Origin of the sequence: Carnobacterium mobile DSM 4848, from assembly GCF_000744825.1 — a bacterium.
Classification (GTDB): Bacteria; Bacillota; Bacilli; order Lactobacillales; family Carnobacteriaceae; genus Carnobacterium_A; species Carnobacterium_A mobile.
Genome location: NZ_JQMR01000001.1, coordinates 1,374,205 through 1,391,127, shown reverse-complemented (window position 1 = coordinate 1,391,127; position 16,923 = coordinate 1,374,205). Strand labels below are relative to the sequence as shown.

The following is a 16,923-nucleotide window of genomic DNA, read 5'->3' as shown; positions in this document are numbered from 1 at the left end:
ACTTTTCCTTCTTTCTATATTGATAGCGTTAAGAGACGGGACGTTTTTTGGTTAGACATAGCTTCTCAGCAGTAAGATATACTAGCTGATCCATCAGTGTTATGAACTAGACCAAATCGAATCGTTTTAAAATTGGTATATACTAATTTTCATGAAATGTTTTTAAAAACATGATAATAGTATTATTAATATAATGGAATGTCAACAGGTTTAATTTTTTATTTTAATATTGGTATATATAAAAAAATGAGATTTTTATACAGATACCAATTAGTATTGTTTATTCTTGGAATGGAGAGTTTTAGACAAAAAAATAAACATTCTAATATACTTATAATGAAAAAATGTGTTCATTCATTATTTTAACTACTATAAGGAAAGCCAATAAATGAAAGCGATACAGTTAAATGATACAATGGAAAGATAAAGAAACGAGTTCAGAAAAATAATGTAGACGGAGGGAGAAAAGAGTATGATTTACACCATTACATTAAATCCAGCTATTGACCGATTACTATTCCTAGAAAAAACGTTGGTTAAAGAAAAAAACAACCGACTTAGCAAAATAGATTATGATTTAGGCGGAAAAGGACATCATGGTTCTTTTGCAATGAGCAAACTAGGGGTAAAGAATCAAGCATTAGGTTTTTGCGGAACAACGAATAAAAGCAAATTAGAAAAAATTTTACAAGAAAAAGGGATTAATCATGACTTGGTAGAAGTTTATGGCAAACCAACTCGAGAAAGTTACGTTATTTTAGAAGCCGGAGTCAGCGGCAGTATTCTCATTACGGAAAAAGGATTTAGAGTTTCTAGTTATGATATCGAATTGTTAACAGAACAGATCGAAGAAAAAATTCAAGAAGACGATATGGTTTTGATTGCTGGTTCATTGCCGCCAGGTTTTGAGTTGAGGAATTTAGAAGAACTGCTGCAATTGCTAAAAAAGAAAAACTGTTTTGTTGCTTGTGATCTTTCAGGAGCTGCATTAGCCAAGGCAGTCGAAGTAGGAGTCAACTTTATCAAACCCAATGCGTTTGAAATACAAGAAATTGTTTCGGAAGAAAATTCTTTATTGGATAACTTAAAAGAACTGTCTAAAAAAGTAGATTATATTGTCGTTTCGCAGGGAAGTGAAGGCAGCATTTGCAGTCACGATGGGGAACTTTATCAAATTACTGCCCCTAAAGTTGTTGCAGTGAACGATACCGGTGCTGGCGATTGCTTTGTCGGATCATTTCTAGGAAGTCTCTCATTAGGAAAGTCTTTAGTCGAATCATTGGCGTTTGCCAGCGGTTGTGCTGCAAGCAAAGTGCAATACACAAATAGTACATCTTTTAGTGTAAAAGAAGCTAAACGGCTGCAAAAAGAAGTCCGAATTGAGAAAGTACAAAATCATTAAAAATAGATAAGAATCGCCATCAACTTTCTCTTCAAGAGGAGAACAAAAGTTGATGGCGCTTTCTTTTTGGTACAACTTTTTGTAAGGGTAAATTAAGCAGGAATAAGGATTGACACCCCTTAGAAGATAATGTTACTATATGGCCATTGCATTAGAAAACGATTAGTTTAAAAATAACTTTCTAATCTGTTTGTCTAAAAAATGGCAACCCAATAGGAGGAATTTTTATGCAGGATATTTTGACAGCTTTCACGAGTGGGAGCTATTTTTATTTTTTGATTGTAGTAGGTATTTTTGCGATTGGTGATTTCTTTGGAATCCTTTCTAAAGCCAAAGTTTCATCTGTGTTTGTGGCCTTATTTTTGTTCCTTATTGGGTTTTTGACACATATCTTGCCGGCTAATGTTATTGAATTAGCGGGACTATCTGAATTTGGTAGTTTATCTGCCGGATTGTTGATTTTTCATATGGGTACGATGATCAATTTAAAGCAATTGACGCAAGAATGGCGTACAGTACTGACGGCGATTGTTTCCATGCTGGTGGTTATGGCAGCTTGTTTAGCAATCGCGCCAATCGTTGGAATCAAAAGTGCTATTGTAGCGATACCTGTGCTAAATGGCGGAATCGTTTCAACACAAATCATGAGCGGCGCAGCGACTGAGATCGGTTTAGCTATTCCAGCTGCTTTAGGCGTCGTATTGTATGCCATTAAAAAGTTTGCCGGCTCTTATCCAGCTTCATTTTTTGGAGTACGAGAAGCAAAAGAGGTTTTAGCTGTTTACCGCAGCAAACAAGCAACGGCATTGACCCCGGAGGAAGAAATTTCTATGCAGGCAGATTTACAAAAAAATATTGGATTTGCAGATAAACACAATAAATATTTTACTGACTTTATTTGTATGGCCATCGCTGTTTTCTTTGCTTGGATCGCTGTTTCGTTAGGGACAATTACTCCGATCAATTATTCGATCTGGGCCTTGTTGTTTGGCGCATTTATGAGTTATACCAAATTAGTTCCGAGTAAAATTTTAGAAAAAGGTAAAGCTTCTGGGCTGTTGTCAATGCTGGTATTTGCAACGATTGTTCCTTCATTGGCTAATATTAGCACAGCTGATTTGCTCTCATTAGGTGTTTCCACGATTTTGTTGATTGGCGTTTCTTTAGCTGCTTTATATAGTGTCTTTTATTTATTACCAGGCTGGAAGCTGACGAAGACTAAAAATCTAGCTATGGGCATTGCAATGGGACAATTTTTAGGTTTTCCGGCGACTTTTTTAATTTCAAATGAAATAGCCAAAGCAGTAACCGATGACCCTAAAGAACAAGAAATTATTTTAGACCACATTATGCCGGCATATGTAGTAGCCGGGTTGTCGACAGTCACAACTTTATCGATCGTGATCGCTGGAATTTTTGTTAATTTTTTATAATCTATTAAACCATAAAGGGGAATACATATGAAATTTGATCCTAATTTATTCCATTACGCATCAAGACGTAATTTAGTTTACGGTCACAAAGGAATGATCGGCAGCGCTAGTCCATTAGCTTCACAAGTAGGACTGGAAATATTAAAAAAAGGCGGAAATGCCATTGATGCAGCGATTGCTACTTCCGCTGCTTTAACAGTAGTAGAACCTTCCGGAAACGGTATCGGAGGAGATGCATTTGTTTTAGTTTGGTTCGAAGGGCAAATGTACGGCTTGAATGCCAGCGGAGCAGCTCCTGATTTAATGACATCAGAATCCATTGTAAAAAAAGGATACCAAGAAATCAGCAAGTTTGGGTTAGACCCGGTTTCTGTTCCCGGAATTCCCAGTGGTTGGGTAGCTTTATCTGAAAAGTTCGGTAATTTGCCTTTAACAGAAGTACTAGAGCCCGCAGCGAAAATCGCAGAAGAAGGATTTCCAGTTGCCAGCAATGTGGCTCGTTTATGGAAACGATACTATAAAATTTATTCAGCAGCTTTAAAAGATTACCCTGTTTTGAAAACTTGGTTTGATGTCTTTTGTCCAGACGGCCGACCGATAGAAGCCGGAGAACTGTGGTCTTCGAAAGGGCATGCTAAAGCCCTGCGCGAGATTGCCCAAACAAACGGAGAGTCGTTTTACCGTGGAAAAATTGCAGATGAAATCGATGCATTTTCACGTGAATATGATGGCTACATACGCAAAGAAGATTTGGAAAAACACCAAGTGGAATGGGTCGATCCAATTTCAACCAATTACCGAGGATATGACGTTTGGGAATTGCCGCCTAATGGAATCGGTGTAATTGTCTTGATGGCTCTCAATATTTTGGAGAATTTAGATTTAAAAGGAAAAGACGATGTCGATACCTACCATAAGCAAATCGAAGCAATCAAACTAGCTTTCAGTGATGGGATAGAACACATCGCCGATCCAAAAGCAATGAAAGTTAAATTAGAAGCGATGCTGTCAAAAGAATATGCCAAAGAACGCAGTGAGCTGATTGGAGAAGAAGCCTTGACTCCAGCTCCTGGCGAATTAGATAAGTCAGGAACGGTTTACTTCGCAGCTGCCGACAAAGATGGCAATATGGTTTCTTATATCCAAAGCAACTACACAGGGTTTGGTTCTGGAACTGTTTTGCCCGGCTGGGGAATCAGTTTACACAATCGTGGCTGTCAATTTACTTTGGAAAAAGGCCATCCCAACTGTTTGACACCCGGAATGCGGCCGTACCATACGATCATTCCAGGTTTTCTAACGCAAGGGGACACGGCTATTGGGCCATTCGGCGTGATGGGCGGACCGCTGCAGCCGCAAGGACATATGCAATTAGTCAGCAGCATGATCGACTTTCATTTGAACCCGCAAGATGCACTAGATGCTCCTAGGTGGCAATGGATCAAAGGAAAACAGATTCAAGTTGAACCGAGTATGCCTTTCCATGTAACAGAAGCACTGATGCGAAAAGGACATGAAGTAGAAGTAGTCAATGAAACCATTATGTTCGGACGCGGCCAAATTATTTTGCGTGATAAAAATGGTGTTTTAGTCGGCGGAACAGAACCTAGATCAGACGGGTATTTATCAGTCTGGTAAACTACCACAAGACCGTCTTCTTTCACCTGCCGCTTAAAGTAAAAACCATACCCGTTCTAATTTTAACTAGTGGCAAGAGTCGTTTTAGACTGTACACTCTTACAACTAAAAAAACAAACGGATTAACTGACTAACGTTTGAAATCGAAAGGGTAGTTTTGGTATGATGAAGTTCAGATATGTGCTTATCTGTAAAAAAGTTCAGAGTGAAAGGAACGGTTGGATTGGAAAATTATAAAAGAAGAGCTGAATTGAAACAAGAGGTTAAGGATCTCTTTCGAGGGAGATGGAAAGATGCTGTTTTGCTGAATCTAGTACCAACCATACTACTAATAATAGTGAGTATCATTGGGATAATAGCTGTCATTGGAGCGATGAATCTATCTATGGATGTCTCAGCTGGTTATCCGCAAAATTACGGTATCAGCTATTCTGATAATACAGGAACTAGTACGGGCAGCGGTATTATTGCTACATTGATTACGACTGGAATTTCCTTTACTTTCTTAGACTGGTTGCGAAAGCCAGAATTGCGTATTCAACCGTTTAAAAATGCTTTTCAAGTTTTCTCAAAGAAGTATTTTTTAAGAGTTGTTCTCATTTACATTATTGTTTCGATTTTTACGTTTCTTTGGACGTTGCTCTTTATTATCCCAGGTATTATTAAAAGTTACTCTTATTCTCAGGCTTACTTTATTTATAAAGACCAGATGGAACATTCTGAAGGCGAAAAACCATCCGCACTAGATTGTATTACTGAAAGCAGAAGATTGATGGATGGACATAAATGGGAATATTTCATCTTGCAATTAAGTTTTATTGGTTGGGGACTGCTTAGCCTTCTAACTTTAGGAATCGGGTTCTTATGGCTAAACCCTTATATGAATGCAACTTATGCAGCTTTTTATGATAACTTATCTCAAAATTATTACGGAAATGACGAGATAGAAGTATTTTAACGTTAAAACACTTCGTTGGCCGTAATAAGAAATTGGGCGGATAGATAAGAATAGAAATTAATCGAAGAACCTGCGGAATACCAGCAGGTTCTTCTTCATTTTTTTTGCTTATTTAAAAACTATGCTTGCTTTCGAAAATTAAGTGATATACTGAAATAATAGAATATGAAGAGTTGATTAAAACGAATGAACTAAACGAATGAATAAAAAAGGAGCGAAAGAAAATGGCGCAAGAAAAATTAAAAAATCGGGCAGATGTACCTAAGAAATTAACATGGGATTTGACTGCTTTATATGAAACAAAGGAAGATTTTGAAAAGGCTGTTGAAAAAACAAAAGCAGCTGTAGCTAAATTTTGCAAAGATTATGAAAAACACTTAACCGATGCCGCAACAATCACAGCTGCTTTAAAAGATTATGAAAAAATCATGCAAGCTGTTTCTTCAATAAATCATTATGCTTTCTTGCCAGAAGCTACTGATCTTACGAATCCGGCTAATACGGAACTTTCTCGTTCTGTAAATAATTTATTGGCGGAAATGGAAGCTAAGTTAGCTTTTTTCGATTCTGCATTAATGGCAAACGATACTGCACTGCTCAATCAAGTGGCTGAGGTAGAACCAGCTTTTGCACCTTATGTGCGCCACCTCAAAGAAAAGAAACGTGTTCAATTAGATCCGGCAGTAGAGAAAGCTCTAGCGCAACTTGGTCCAGTGTTAAGCGCGCCGGAATCGATTTACGAACAAGCTCGTTTAGCCGATATGGATTTTGGTACATTTTCTGTCAATGACAAAGAGTACCCTTTAAGTTTTGTTTTATACGAAGACTATTACATGTACCACGCAGATACCGCTGTTCGACGTGCAGCCTTTGATAAATTTTCTGCCGTCTTGGCGGATTATCAAAATGTTGTTGCTGAAACGTACTATACCCAATTGCAAAAAGAGAAAACGTTAGCTACCATGCGCGGTTTCGATTCTATTTTTGATTACTTGCTATTTGATCAAGAAGTAGAACGTGATTTATACAATCGCCAAATCGATACGATCATGAAAGACTTGGCTCCTGTGATGCAAAAATATATCACGCATATTAAAGAGGTAAATGGGTTAGACAAAATGACTTATGCAGATTTAAAAATTGATTTGGACCCGGATTATGCTATAGAAGTAACGGTTGAAAAATCCAAAGAATTAGTAGCGGATGCATTAAGTGTTTTGGGACAAGATTATGTAGATCGTATTTTAAAAGCTTATCCCGAACGGTGGGTAGACTTTGCTCAAAATAAAGGAAAATCAACTGGCGGATTCTGTACCAGCCCTTATGGCAAGCACCCTTATATTTTAATGTCGTGGACCAATCAATTGTCTGATGTCTATACTTTGATCCATGAATTTGGTCATGCCGGACAAGGGTTATTATCGGCTGAAGCCAACTCTATTCTTGGCGAGAATCCATCACTTTATTTAATCGAAGCACCGTCCACTTTTAATGAGTTGTTATTGACCGATTTATTGAAACGACAAAGCAAAGATGAACGGATGGAGCGTTTTGCCTTAACGAATATGCTGACAAATACGTACTTCCATAACTTTATTACTCATTTGTTGGAAGCAGCGTACCAAAGAGAAGTCTACCAATTAATTGATGATGGCAAAGGTTTTGACGCAGCGAAATTAAGCGAAATCAAACGGTCTGTGTTGACGCAATTCTGGGGAGATGCTGTGGAGATCAATCCAGGAGCAGAATTAACTTGGATGCGTCAAAGCCATTACTATATGGGGTTATATTCTTATACGTATTCGGCAGGATTAACGATTGCAACACAAGCATTCTTACGGATCAAAGAAGAGGGGCAGCCAGCTGTTGAGCAATGGTTAACTTTTTTAGCATCAGGTGATCAATTTAAACCCGCTGAAGCAGCACAACTTGCGGGTGTGGATATCACAACCTCTCAACCGTTGAATGATACCATTGCGTATCTAAATGAATCAGTAGACCGAATCATCGATTTAAGTAAAAAAATCAATTAAAGACAGACAATTCAAAAAATGAACCCTACTCAAAAGCAGATTTTTTTGAGTAGGGTTCATTTTTAGTAGTTTTTTAAGGTTTTTCTGTTACAATAATGGTCAATTAAAGAAAGGACGGATGGGATGAAACGTTTTTTTTCTTCTATCGTATTGATCATTATAGCTGTTATAGTAGGCTTTTGGCTAAGTAGTGCCAATGTATTAGAAGGCACAAAAATTGGAGAGATCCTTTCAGCCATTGTCACAAGGATTCCTGCTCCAGCACTTAATGAAGCTCAGATCGAAACGAATAACCTCTTAACGGATTCCAGTTCCACATCTTCATCTGCTGCTCAAAGCATTGATGACACAACGGCATCGATTGATTACCAATTGATTGAAAGTCAAATCTTGGAATCGTTAAATCATTTGCGTCGAGAAAAGAATTTACCAGAATTGAAAATAAATGAACAACTCCAAAAAGCTAGTCGAAAAAGAGCTCAAGAAACAAAAGAATTATTCTCGCATACTCGCCCGGATGGCAGTGATACCTTTACTGTTTTAACAGAACCTGAATACCACTATACCTATCAATTAGCAGGTGAAAATATCGGGATGGCTACCTATTACTTAGATGAAAAAGGAATGGCTGAACTGTTATTTAACGGTTGGAAAGAAAGCCCAGGGCATTATGAAAATATGGTTCGCAAAGAGTTTACAGAAGTTGGGATCGGCGTATATTACGATGGAGAAACCCTATATGCTGCACAATTATTTGGTACACCTATGCCAAAGCGATAAACAATAAAATAGAGCATTTCAAAAAGCGCAACACGTAAAAAGTGAGCGCGTTTTTTTTATATAAAAGCAACGTTTTCATTAATTTACTAAATTTTACTTGATTTGTTTTACTAAAAGAAATAGAATAGAAGAAACAATATGAATAAGAGGAGAATGATAATGGAATTGAACGAGTTGAAAGAAAAATTTGTAGAACTTTTTGGCCACAAAGAATTGAAAGCGTTTTTCGCTCCGGGCCGAATCAATCTTATCGGAGAACATACAGATTACAATGGCGGGAATGTTTTTCCTTGTGCTATCACACTAGGCACATTAGGAGTAGCTGCTAGAAGAGAGGATACTCAAATCAACTTGTACTCAGAAAATTTTTCGGAATTAGGGGTCATTTCATTTGATCTTGAAGACTTAGCTTATCGTGACGAGGATAAATGGACCAATTATCCTAAAGGAATGATAAAGTACCTAAAAGAAGCTGGTTACCCGATTTCATCAGGAATGGATGTAGCGCTTTATGGAAATATTCCTAATGGAGCTGGTTTATCTTCATCGGCTTCGCTTGAATTGTTAATGGGCGTAATGCTAGAAGACTTGTTTGACTTACCGGTTTCTCGTCTAGATTTGATCCAAACAGGTAAAAGAGTAGAAAATGAATTTATTGGAGTCAATTCTGGCATCATGGATCAATTTGCAGTCGGAATGGGGAAAAAGGACACCGCTATTTTGTTAGACTGCAATACATTGGAATACGAACTAGTCCCAGTTGAATTAGGTGCCCACAAAATCGTCATCATGAATACAAAAAAACGACGTGAATTAGCAACTTCTAATTATAATTCACGCCGCAATGAGTGTGAACAAGCTTTAGAAGAGCTGCAGAAATTTATTGCTGCCCCATCGCTGGGAGCATTAGATGAAGCTGAATTTGAAACCTATCAAGATCAATTATCCAATCAAATCATCAAAAAACGTGCACGCCATGCAGTCACAGAAAATCAACGGACAATCAAAGCGGCTAAAGCATTAAAAGAAGGGGATTTAAAGCAATTTGGGTCATTAATGAATGCGTCTCATGTTTCATTGCGGGATGATTATGAAGTGACGGGAGTAGAATTGGATACGTTAGTTCAAGCAGCTTGGGATCAGCCAGGTGTTATCGGAGCCAGAATGACCGGAGCTGGATTTGGTGGATGTGCCATTGCGATTGTTGCTGATGATCAAATTGATTCGTTTATTCAACAAGTTGGAAAAACATATGAAACGGAAATTGGTTATCCAGCGGAATTTTATATTGCTAGTATCGGCGACGGAGCAAAAGCGGTAAAGGAGGCGTAAGAATATGGCAGTTTTAGTATTAGGAGGAGCTGGCTATATCGGTTCTCATGCAGTTGATCAATTAGTAGATAGAGGATATCAAGTGGTGGTAGTGGATAACCTGCAAACTGGACACCAAGAGTCTATTCCTGAGAATGTTCATTTTTATGAAGGGGATATTCGGGATAAAGCTTTTTTAAGCCAAGTTTTTGAGAAAGAAACGATTGAAGGAGTTATGCATTTTGCTGCAAATTCGCAGGTAGGAGAATCGATGAGAGAACCTTTGCTTTATTTTAATAATAATGTACAAGGTACGCAAGTTACACTAGAAGTGATGCAGCAGTACGGCGTGAAAAACATTGTTTTTTCTTCTTCTGCAGCAACGTACGGCGAACCAACAGAGATTCCAATTATGGAAACAGCAGAAACGCATCCCGAAAGTCCTTACGGAGAGACAAAACTAATGATGGAAAAAATGTTGAAATGGTGTGATCAAGCATACGGCATGCGGTTCGTCGCACTACGTTATTTCAACGTTGCTGGAGCAAAATGGAACGGCAGTATTGGCGAAGATCATGATCCGGAAACGCATTTAGTTCCACTTATTTTACAGACTGCTTTGGGGCAACGTGAAGAATTAGCCATTTTTGGAGATGATTATGCTACTCCAGATGGCACTTGCATTCGCGATTATGTTCATGTAGTTGATTTGATCGATGCACATATTTTAGCTTTGGAATATTTAAAGGCTGGTAATGAGAGTAATATTTTTAATCTAGGAAGCAGTACCGGTTTTTCAGTCAAAGAAATGGTGGAGACTGCACGGCAAGTAACTGGAAAAGAAATTCCGGCAAAAGTTGAACCTAGGCGCGCAGGAGACCCAAGCACATTGATTGCATCCAGCAAAAAGGCCCAAACCATTTTAGGTTGGAATCCTAAATTTCCAGATGTAAAAGACATCATCAGTTCTGCATGGCAATGGCATGAATCGCATCCGACGGGATATCAAACGAAAAAATAAAAAGGAAGTATGTTATGGCTAAACGAGAAAACATCGATCAATTAATTACTGATTTTATTGAGATAGGAATACAACAAAGAGAGATCGATCCACTAGACAAAAATCTAAAAACGAATCAATTATTGTATCTACTTGGAAAAGAAGATTTTATTTCTGATTTATCTGTTTCCCTGCTTTTACCAGAACCTCTAGCAGTCCTAGATCAATTGGTTGACTATGCAGTAAATGAAGGTGTGATCGAAGATTTTCCAGCTACACGTGAGATACTAGAAGCCGAAATCATGAATTTGATTACTCCATTAACTTCTGAAGTAAATCGGCAGTTTTGGTCGCGATATGCTAGCAGCCCAAAACAAGCAACGGATTATTTTTACCATTTGAGCCAAGCGAATGATTATATCAAAACACGTCAAATCGCTAAAAATACTCACTTCGAATACGCCAGTCCGTTTGGACCACTAGAAATTACGATCAATTTATCTAAACCAGAAAAAGACCCTAAACAAATAGCGTTGGCTAAACAAACAAGCAATGCTGGGTACCCGACTTGTCTGCTTTGCATGGAAAATGAGGGATATGCTGGACGCATCGATTATCCAGCAAGAAGCAATCATCGAATCGTACGGATGCCGCTAAATGATGAAAATTGGGGTCTGCAATATTCCCCATATGCTTATTATAATGAGCATTGTATCTTTTTATCTGCAGAACATAAACCGATGAAACTAGAAAAAGCAACATTTGAAAAAATTCTAGGGATCGTTGAACAATTCCCTCATTATTTTGTCGGATCCAATGCAGATTTGCCGATCGTCGGCGGTTCCATTTTGTCTCATGATCATTATCAAGGCGGGCGGCACACGTTTGCGATGGAGAGAGCAGAAGTTAACTACTCGTTTTCATTAGAAGGTTTTTCGTCAGTTCAAGCAGGAATACTGAACTGGCCCATGTCGGTCATTCGCTTGAAGAGTCAAGATAAAGCAGATTTAATTGATGCAGCGACGCTGGTCTTAGAACAATGGCGAGATTATTCTGATGAAGAGGCCGGTATTTTATCGCATACAAAAGAAGTTCCGCATAATACGATCACACCGATTGCGCGTCGTAGCGGAGAGGACTTTGAAATAGATTTAGTATTGCGAAATAATCGAACATCGTCAGAATTTCCAGATGGTATTTATCATCCTCATCCTGATGTGCAGCATATCAAAAAAGAAAATATTGGATTGATTGAAGTGATGGGCCTGGCGATTCTGCCTCCGCGTCTGCAAGCCGAATTGCAAGAAGTTGAACTCTATTTAAGGGATGAACCCAATAAAATAGCCGCTTACCACCAAGAATGGGCTGATCAATTGAAAGAAAAAGCAACTTTTGATGCTGCTATGGATGTCCATCACTTTGTAATGGAAGCTGTCGGTGAAGTGTTTTTACGTGTTTTAGAAGATGCTGGGGTTTACAAACAAACGGTTGCAGGACAAGTTGCTTTCAAGAAATTTATTCAAACTTTATCCCATTGAGCTTTTTCACAGCTGAAGCTGCAATCAATCTCATTCAATAAATAAAAAAGTAGGGGGAGAACAGGTATGAAAAGGAGTAAACGCCTTTTTGGAGAAGTAGACGGCAGACCAGTTTATGAATATACGTTGGAAAACAGTCGCGGCATGCAACTATCTATTATGGATTATGGTGCAGCCGTAACAGCGATCAAAACGCCGGATAAAAAGGGAAACATTCAGAATATCGTTTTAGGATTTGATAGTGTCGCACCTTACGTTGTTTATCGGCCGTTCTATGGAGCGACAATTGGACGAGTGGCGGGACGCATCGCCGCAGGAAAAGTTGTTCTCGAAGGCAAAGAAGTTCAATTGATGGTCAATGAAGGAAAAAACCATCATCATGGCGGTATCCCTGCATTTGAGTCACGCTTTTGGGAAGTGGACGAAGCAGCTACTGAAGAAACATTAGTTTTTACTTATCTAAGCCCAGATGGAGAAAATGGATACCCCGGGAATTTAACTGTTCAAGTAAAACACAGTTTGACCGAAGAAAATGAATGGAAAATCCATTATACGGCTACAACGGATAAAACAACTTTGTTTAATCCGACCAATCATGTCTATTTTAATTTAAGCGGAGATCACACAAAGGGAGTGCTGAATCATATGCTGCAATTAGAGAGTGATCAGTATGCACCTTTGAAAGAAGACTCTATTCCAACAGGCAGTTTACTGGAAGTGGAAGGTACACCGTTTGATTTTAGAGAACCTGCACCATTGAAAAAAGGTGTAGAAAGCGATCATCCGCAGACAGTAGCAAATAGAGGCTATGACCATCCGTTTGTTTTGCGGCAGTCGGCTGATCATCCGGCTGGTCAGTTGGTTGATCCTGAAAGCGGGCGACGGATACGATTCTATACAGATCGTGAATCAGTAGTAGTCTATTTAAATAATTGGGTAGAGGGCGCTTATGAAATTGAAGGCCGTAAAGTTCAGCCTTACTCAGGAATAGCTTTAGAAACTCAAATGTTGCCAGATGCGATTCACCATCCTAACTTTGGCGAAACAATTTTAAAACCTGATGAAACATTCTATTCAGAAACAACGTATCAATTTGATACTCTTTAATGAATAAAAAACGATAGAAAGGAGGAGGTTGATGGTGGCAACAATCAAAGACATTGCTGATAAAGCAAATGTTTCCAGCGCAACAGTTTCTAGGGTGTTGAATTACGATGAGACATTGTCAGTCGGAGATGAGACAAAAAAACGGATTTTTGAAGCTGCTGAAGCTTTAGATTATACCAAATACCAGCAAAAGAAAGCCAAAAAGAATGGAAAAATAGCTATTGTACAATGGTATACGGAAAAAGAAGAACTCGATGACCTTTACTACTTGTCGATTCGATTAGGCGTTGAAAAACGTGCGGAAGAAGAAGGGTATAGTGTTGAACGGCACTTTCAAAATACTGCCTTTGAGATCAGTTCGGATATTGAAGGCATAGTCGCTATTGGAAAATTCAGTGATTCTCAAATAGAACAATTAGCATTATGGACTAAAAATATTTGTTTTGTTGATTTTGATGTATTGGGATATAAGCTGGACTCAGTGGTAGTGGACTTCGAGCAAGCAGTTTATTCCGTAATGAAGTATTTTATTGGAAAAGGTCATCAGCGTATCGGTTTTATTGGCGGTCAAGAAACTTATGACGATCCGGCACAAACACCTGTGGATAAACGTACAATTTTAGTCGAAAATTATTTACGCCAGCAAAACATATACGATAAAAAGTATATGTTTATTGGAGCATTTAATGTATCAGCAGGTTATCAATTGATGAAGCAGGCTCTTCAGGAATTAGACGATGATCTGCCTCCAGCCTTTTTTATTGCCAATGATGCTTTGGCAATTGGGGCCTTACGTGCGTTGCAAGAAGCGGAGGTTTCAGTGCCAGAGCAAGTCGAAGTAATTGGATTTAATGACATCAGCGTAGCCAAATACGTGTACCCAACTTTGAGTACGGTAAAAGTGTATACAGAGATAATGGGGGAAGCCGGATTTGATTTGCTGCTCGATCGGATAAACTCAGATCGGAAAGTTGCAAAAAAAATCACTTTATCCACAGATTTGATTTTACGTGAAAGTACCAACTAACAGGTTATCCACAGTTAAGTAAAAACCTAAAAACTAGAATCTCCTAAAAAAGGAGATTTTTAGTTTTTAGGTTATTTTTTTACCTTTTTCCGTTATACTGCAAGAGAAGCAGGAAGCAGTCGAACCAATAAAATGTCTTTTGAATAAATAACCAGCTAAACGCTTTAGAAAAAGGGGAATGAAAAATATGAGAAAACAGTACAGCAAAGAAACTATTAAAAAAAGTAAAAAGTCAGAAAGAACGCATAAGCAACAAGATAGTAAAACAAAAGACTACCTTGTCAAAGAACCAACGGAATTACTGCCTTTCTTATTACAAGAAAAGGTTAAAAATAGTAGAAATTCGGTGAAATCTGTCTTGACGAGAGGGCAAGTGTGGGTAGATGGCAAAAACATTAAACAGCATAATCATCCTTTGCTTCCAGGACAAACGGTCTCTATAGTTGCGAATAAAGCAGCACTCAAAGAAGAAGCGTTGACAGGAATCAGTATATTACATGAAGATGAGGCTATAATTGTTATTAACAAAGAAGCAGGGATGCTGTCTATGGCCTCTAAAAATGAACAGGACTTGACAGCTTATCGTCAACTAACTACTTATGTTAGAAAAGAACACCCTAAAAACCGGATTTTTGTTGTTCATCGATTAGATAGAGATACCTCAGGTGTCATGCTATTTGCAAAAAGCGAAGCAGTAAAGACTAAATTACAAGAAAACTGGACAACCATGGTAAAAGAAAGAATTTATACTGCTTTGGTTGAAGGAGTCGTGCGTGATGAAGAAAATACGATCACTTCTTGGCTAACAGAAAATAAAGCTATGCATGTCTTTTCCACTTCTTACGATAATGGCGGGAAGAAAGCTGTAACGCATTACAAAAAGATACGCTCCAATAATGAGTTTACTTTATTGGAAGTTCAATTGGAAACTGGTCGAAAAAACCAAATCCGAGTTCATATGGAAGAAATAGGCCATCCAGTAGTAGGAGACAAAAAGTATGGCTCTACTGTTAATCCATTAAAACGCTTAGGACTGCATGCCACAACATTAGCCATTATCCACCCTACCTCTGGAGAGTTGATGCAATTCAAAACAAAAATCCCAAAAGTCTTTTTACAATTTTCGAAATAAAATGCGTTTTGAAACATAGCCAGTTAAGATAACTAGAACGAATAGCGAATTTTGACTCGAATGAGAGAAACTGGGACGAACAACCACCAGAAACAGGAAAGTTTGTCCCAAACGAATGAACTCTGGACGAACAACCACCGGAAATAGGAAAGTTTGTCCCGAACGAATGAACTCTGGACGAACAACCACCAGAAACAGGAAAGTTTGTCCCAAACGAATGAATTTTGGACGAACAACCACCGGAAATAGGAAAGTTTGTCCCAAACGAATGAAAACAGCCATATACAAAAAGAAGGTGAGACTTTTGTCTAATCTCCTTTTTGTATTCGGCTGCTTTTTTATACATACACATACAAAACATAGTTTAGAAGAATTGCGTGCGGTATTTTAACCTTTCATTTCGAATGCATTATCTTGCGGCTGATAACCGACAGCCACACGAGCCTGATCAATATCAAGACGTGGAAAAGTATTATTTGAAATTCCGTTGACCAATAAAAAAGGCTCTTGAAGATTAGCAGATAATGTACAGTCGATTAGATGACAAAAATCTCGAGCAGATAAGAAGTTAGCCAAGCCGTCAGGTCCAGTATTTGGTGCAGGTTTGCCACTTTCTTTAAAATCTCCAATACGAATACCGATAGTTTCTTGTCCTTTCGTAAAAGCATAATAACTGGCTAAAGCTTCTACATACGCTTTAGAGACTCCGTATAAATCAGCAGGACGAACAGGTTGATTGACGTGGACTTGTACATTTGCAGGATAAGCATCCACTGCATGGATGGAACTGGCGAAAATGATCCGTTTTATATGCACAGAATCTAGAGTTGCCTGATGAAATAAATTGTAAGGAATTTTGTAGTTTAAATCGAGTAACGATCCATAAAATTCTGCATCTGGACTAGGATCACCGGCTAAATGCAAAACATACTCTATGCCATCAAGTAAGCCTTCCCAATTTTCTTCGAGCGATAAATCTAAATCTTTTGTTTTGGTTCCTTCCAGTAATTGCTTATCAACATCGTCAAAGTGAATATCAACTAAAGTAAGCTCATGCTGTTTTTTTAAATGTTGTGTGATTACTTTTCCAATCGTTCCAGTTGCGCCTGTAATTAAAATACGAGCCATCACTCATTTCCTCCTATCAAAAATAGATTCAATGACACTGTAAGTAGATAAAAATTAAGTTTATTGTAAATAAACAAATCGGCAGTCTAGCTTTCTTATTACTGCTGTTGTTTCAAGTTTTTATTAATCATTTAGCTAATTACTGAGCGAAAAAGAGAGCACTACAAAAGTAGCACTCTCGGGGAAAACGAATGATTATGCGCGATCTGTACGGTCGTCCATACGATCATTTGTTTCTTTTTTAGCGTCGCCTACTTTTTTCTCTACTTCGCCTTTGCCTTTTTGGGCTTTACCTTCAGCTTGCTTGCCTAGGTCGTTAGTGGCGTCACCGTAAGCGTCTTTTGCAGCACCGACTGCTTTATCTTTGACACCTTTTAATTTGTCCTTCATACCGTTATCTTTGTCTGCCATGTTGTTTTCCTCCTAATAAATAATT

14 protein-coding genes are annotated in these 16,923 nt (G+C 38.3%); 12 read left to right on the top strand and 2 right to left on the bottom strand.

What is annotated here, in order from left to right; translation table 11 throughout:
- The first annotated feature begins 472 nt into the window (after positions 1–472).
- The 12 genes from BR87_RS06485 (at position 473) to BR87_RS06430 (ending at position 15,359) form a co-directional block, all read left to right on the top strand.
- Positions 473–1,402: a 1-phosphofructokinase family hexose kinase gene (locus BR87_RS06485; RefSeq protein ID WP_035030099.1), complete on the top strand. Its 930-nt coding sequence runs from the start codon at positions 473–475 to the stop codon at positions 1,400–1,402.
- 227 nt (positions 1,403–1,629) lie between these two features.
- Positions 1,630–2,835 carry a hypothetical protein gene (locus BR87_RS06480; protein ID WP_035030096.1) on the top strand — a complete coding sequence of 402 codons (1,206 nt, stop codon included), beginning with the start codon at positions 1,630–1,632 and terminating at the stop codon, positions 2,833–2,835.
- A 27-nt stretch (positions 2,836–2,862) separates the two neighbouring features.
- A complete protein-coding gene (locus BR87_RS06475; RefSeq protein ID WP_035030091.1) occupies positions 2,863–4,473 on the top strand; it encodes a gamma-glutamyltransferase family protein in 1,611 nt (536 codons plus the stop codon).
- A gap of 178 nt (positions 4,474–4,651) precedes the next feature.
- Positions 4,652–5,431: a DUF975 family protein gene (locus tag BR87_RS06470; protein ID WP_084683577.1), complete on the top strand. Its 780-nt coding sequence runs from the start codon at positions 4,652–4,654 to the stop codon at positions 5,429–5,431.
- Between the two features lie 224 nt (positions 5,432–5,655).
- A complete protein-coding gene (gene pepF, locus BR87_RS06465) occupies positions 5,656–7,464 on the top strand; it encodes an oligoendopeptidase F (protein ID WP_035030088.1) in 1,809 nt (602 codons plus the stop codon).
- Positions 7,465–7,587: 123 nt separating this feature from the next.
- On the top strand, positions 7,588–8,244 hold the full coding sequence (locus BR87_RS06460) for a CAP domain-containing protein (RefSeq protein WP_035030086.1): 657 nt from the start codon (positions 7,588–7,590) through the stop codon (positions 8,242–8,244).
- A gap of 159 nt (positions 8,245–8,403) precedes the next feature.
- Positions 8,404–9,576, top strand: a complete 1,173-nt coding sequence (locus BR87_RS06455; protein WP_035030083.1) for a galactokinase — start codon at positions 8,404–8,406, stop codon at positions 9,574–9,576.
- 4 nt (positions 9,577–9,580) lie between these two features.
- The gene (galE, locus tag BR87_RS06450; protein ID WP_035030079.1) at positions 9,581–10,576 is read left to right on the top strand and encodes a UDP-glucose 4-epimerase GalE; all 996 of its coding nucleotides are present in this window, start codon (positions 9,581–9,583) and stop codon (positions 10,574–10,576) included.
- A gap of 14 nt (positions 10,577–10,590) precedes the next feature.
- On the top strand, positions 10,591–12,093 hold the full coding sequence (gene galT, locus BR87_RS06445) for a UDP-glucose--hexose-1-phosphate uridylyltransferase (RefSeq protein ID WP_035030076.1): 1,503 nt from the start codon (positions 10,591–10,593) through the stop codon (positions 12,091–12,093).
- Between the two features lie 66 nt (positions 12,094–12,159).
- Positions 12,160–13,200, top strand: a complete 1,041-nt coding sequence (locus BR87_RS06440; RefSeq protein WP_035030073.1) for an aldose epimerase family protein — start codon at positions 12,160–12,162, stop codon at positions 13,198–13,200.
- Positions 13,201–13,234: 34 nt separating this feature from the next.
- Positions 13,235–14,227 (top strand): LacI family DNA-binding transcriptional regulator, encoded by a 993-nt coding sequence (locus BR87_RS06435; RefSeq protein WP_035032910.1) that lies wholly within the window; start codon positions 13,235–13,237, stop codon positions 14,225–14,227.
- A 187-nt stretch (positions 14,228–14,414) separates the two neighbouring features.
- Positions 14,415–15,359 (top strand): RluA family pseudouridine synthase, encoded by a 945-nt coding sequence (locus tag BR87_RS06430; RefSeq protein WP_211249971.1) that lies wholly within the window; start codon positions 14,415–14,417, stop codon positions 15,357–15,359.
- A 387-nt stretch (positions 15,360–15,746) separates the two neighbouring features.
- On the opposite strand, the gene BR87_RS06420 is transcribed toward BR87_RS06430, so the two are convergent.
- Both BR87_RS06420 and BR87_RS06415 read right to left on the bottom strand, forming a co-directional pair.
- Complete coding sequence (locus tag BR87_RS06420) at positions 15,747–16,487, bottom strand: NAD-dependent epimerase/dehydratase family protein (RefSeq protein ID WP_035030064.1); 741 nt, start codon at positions 16,485–16,487, stop codon at positions 15,747–15,749.
- Between the two features lie 195 nt (positions 16,488–16,682).
- On the bottom strand, positions 16,683–16,898 hold the full coding sequence (locus BR87_RS06415; RefSeq protein ID WP_035030061.1) for a CsbD family protein: 216 nt from the start codon (positions 16,896–16,898) through the stop codon (positions 16,683–16,685).
- Between the last annotated feature and the right edge of the window lie 25 nt (positions 16,899–16,923).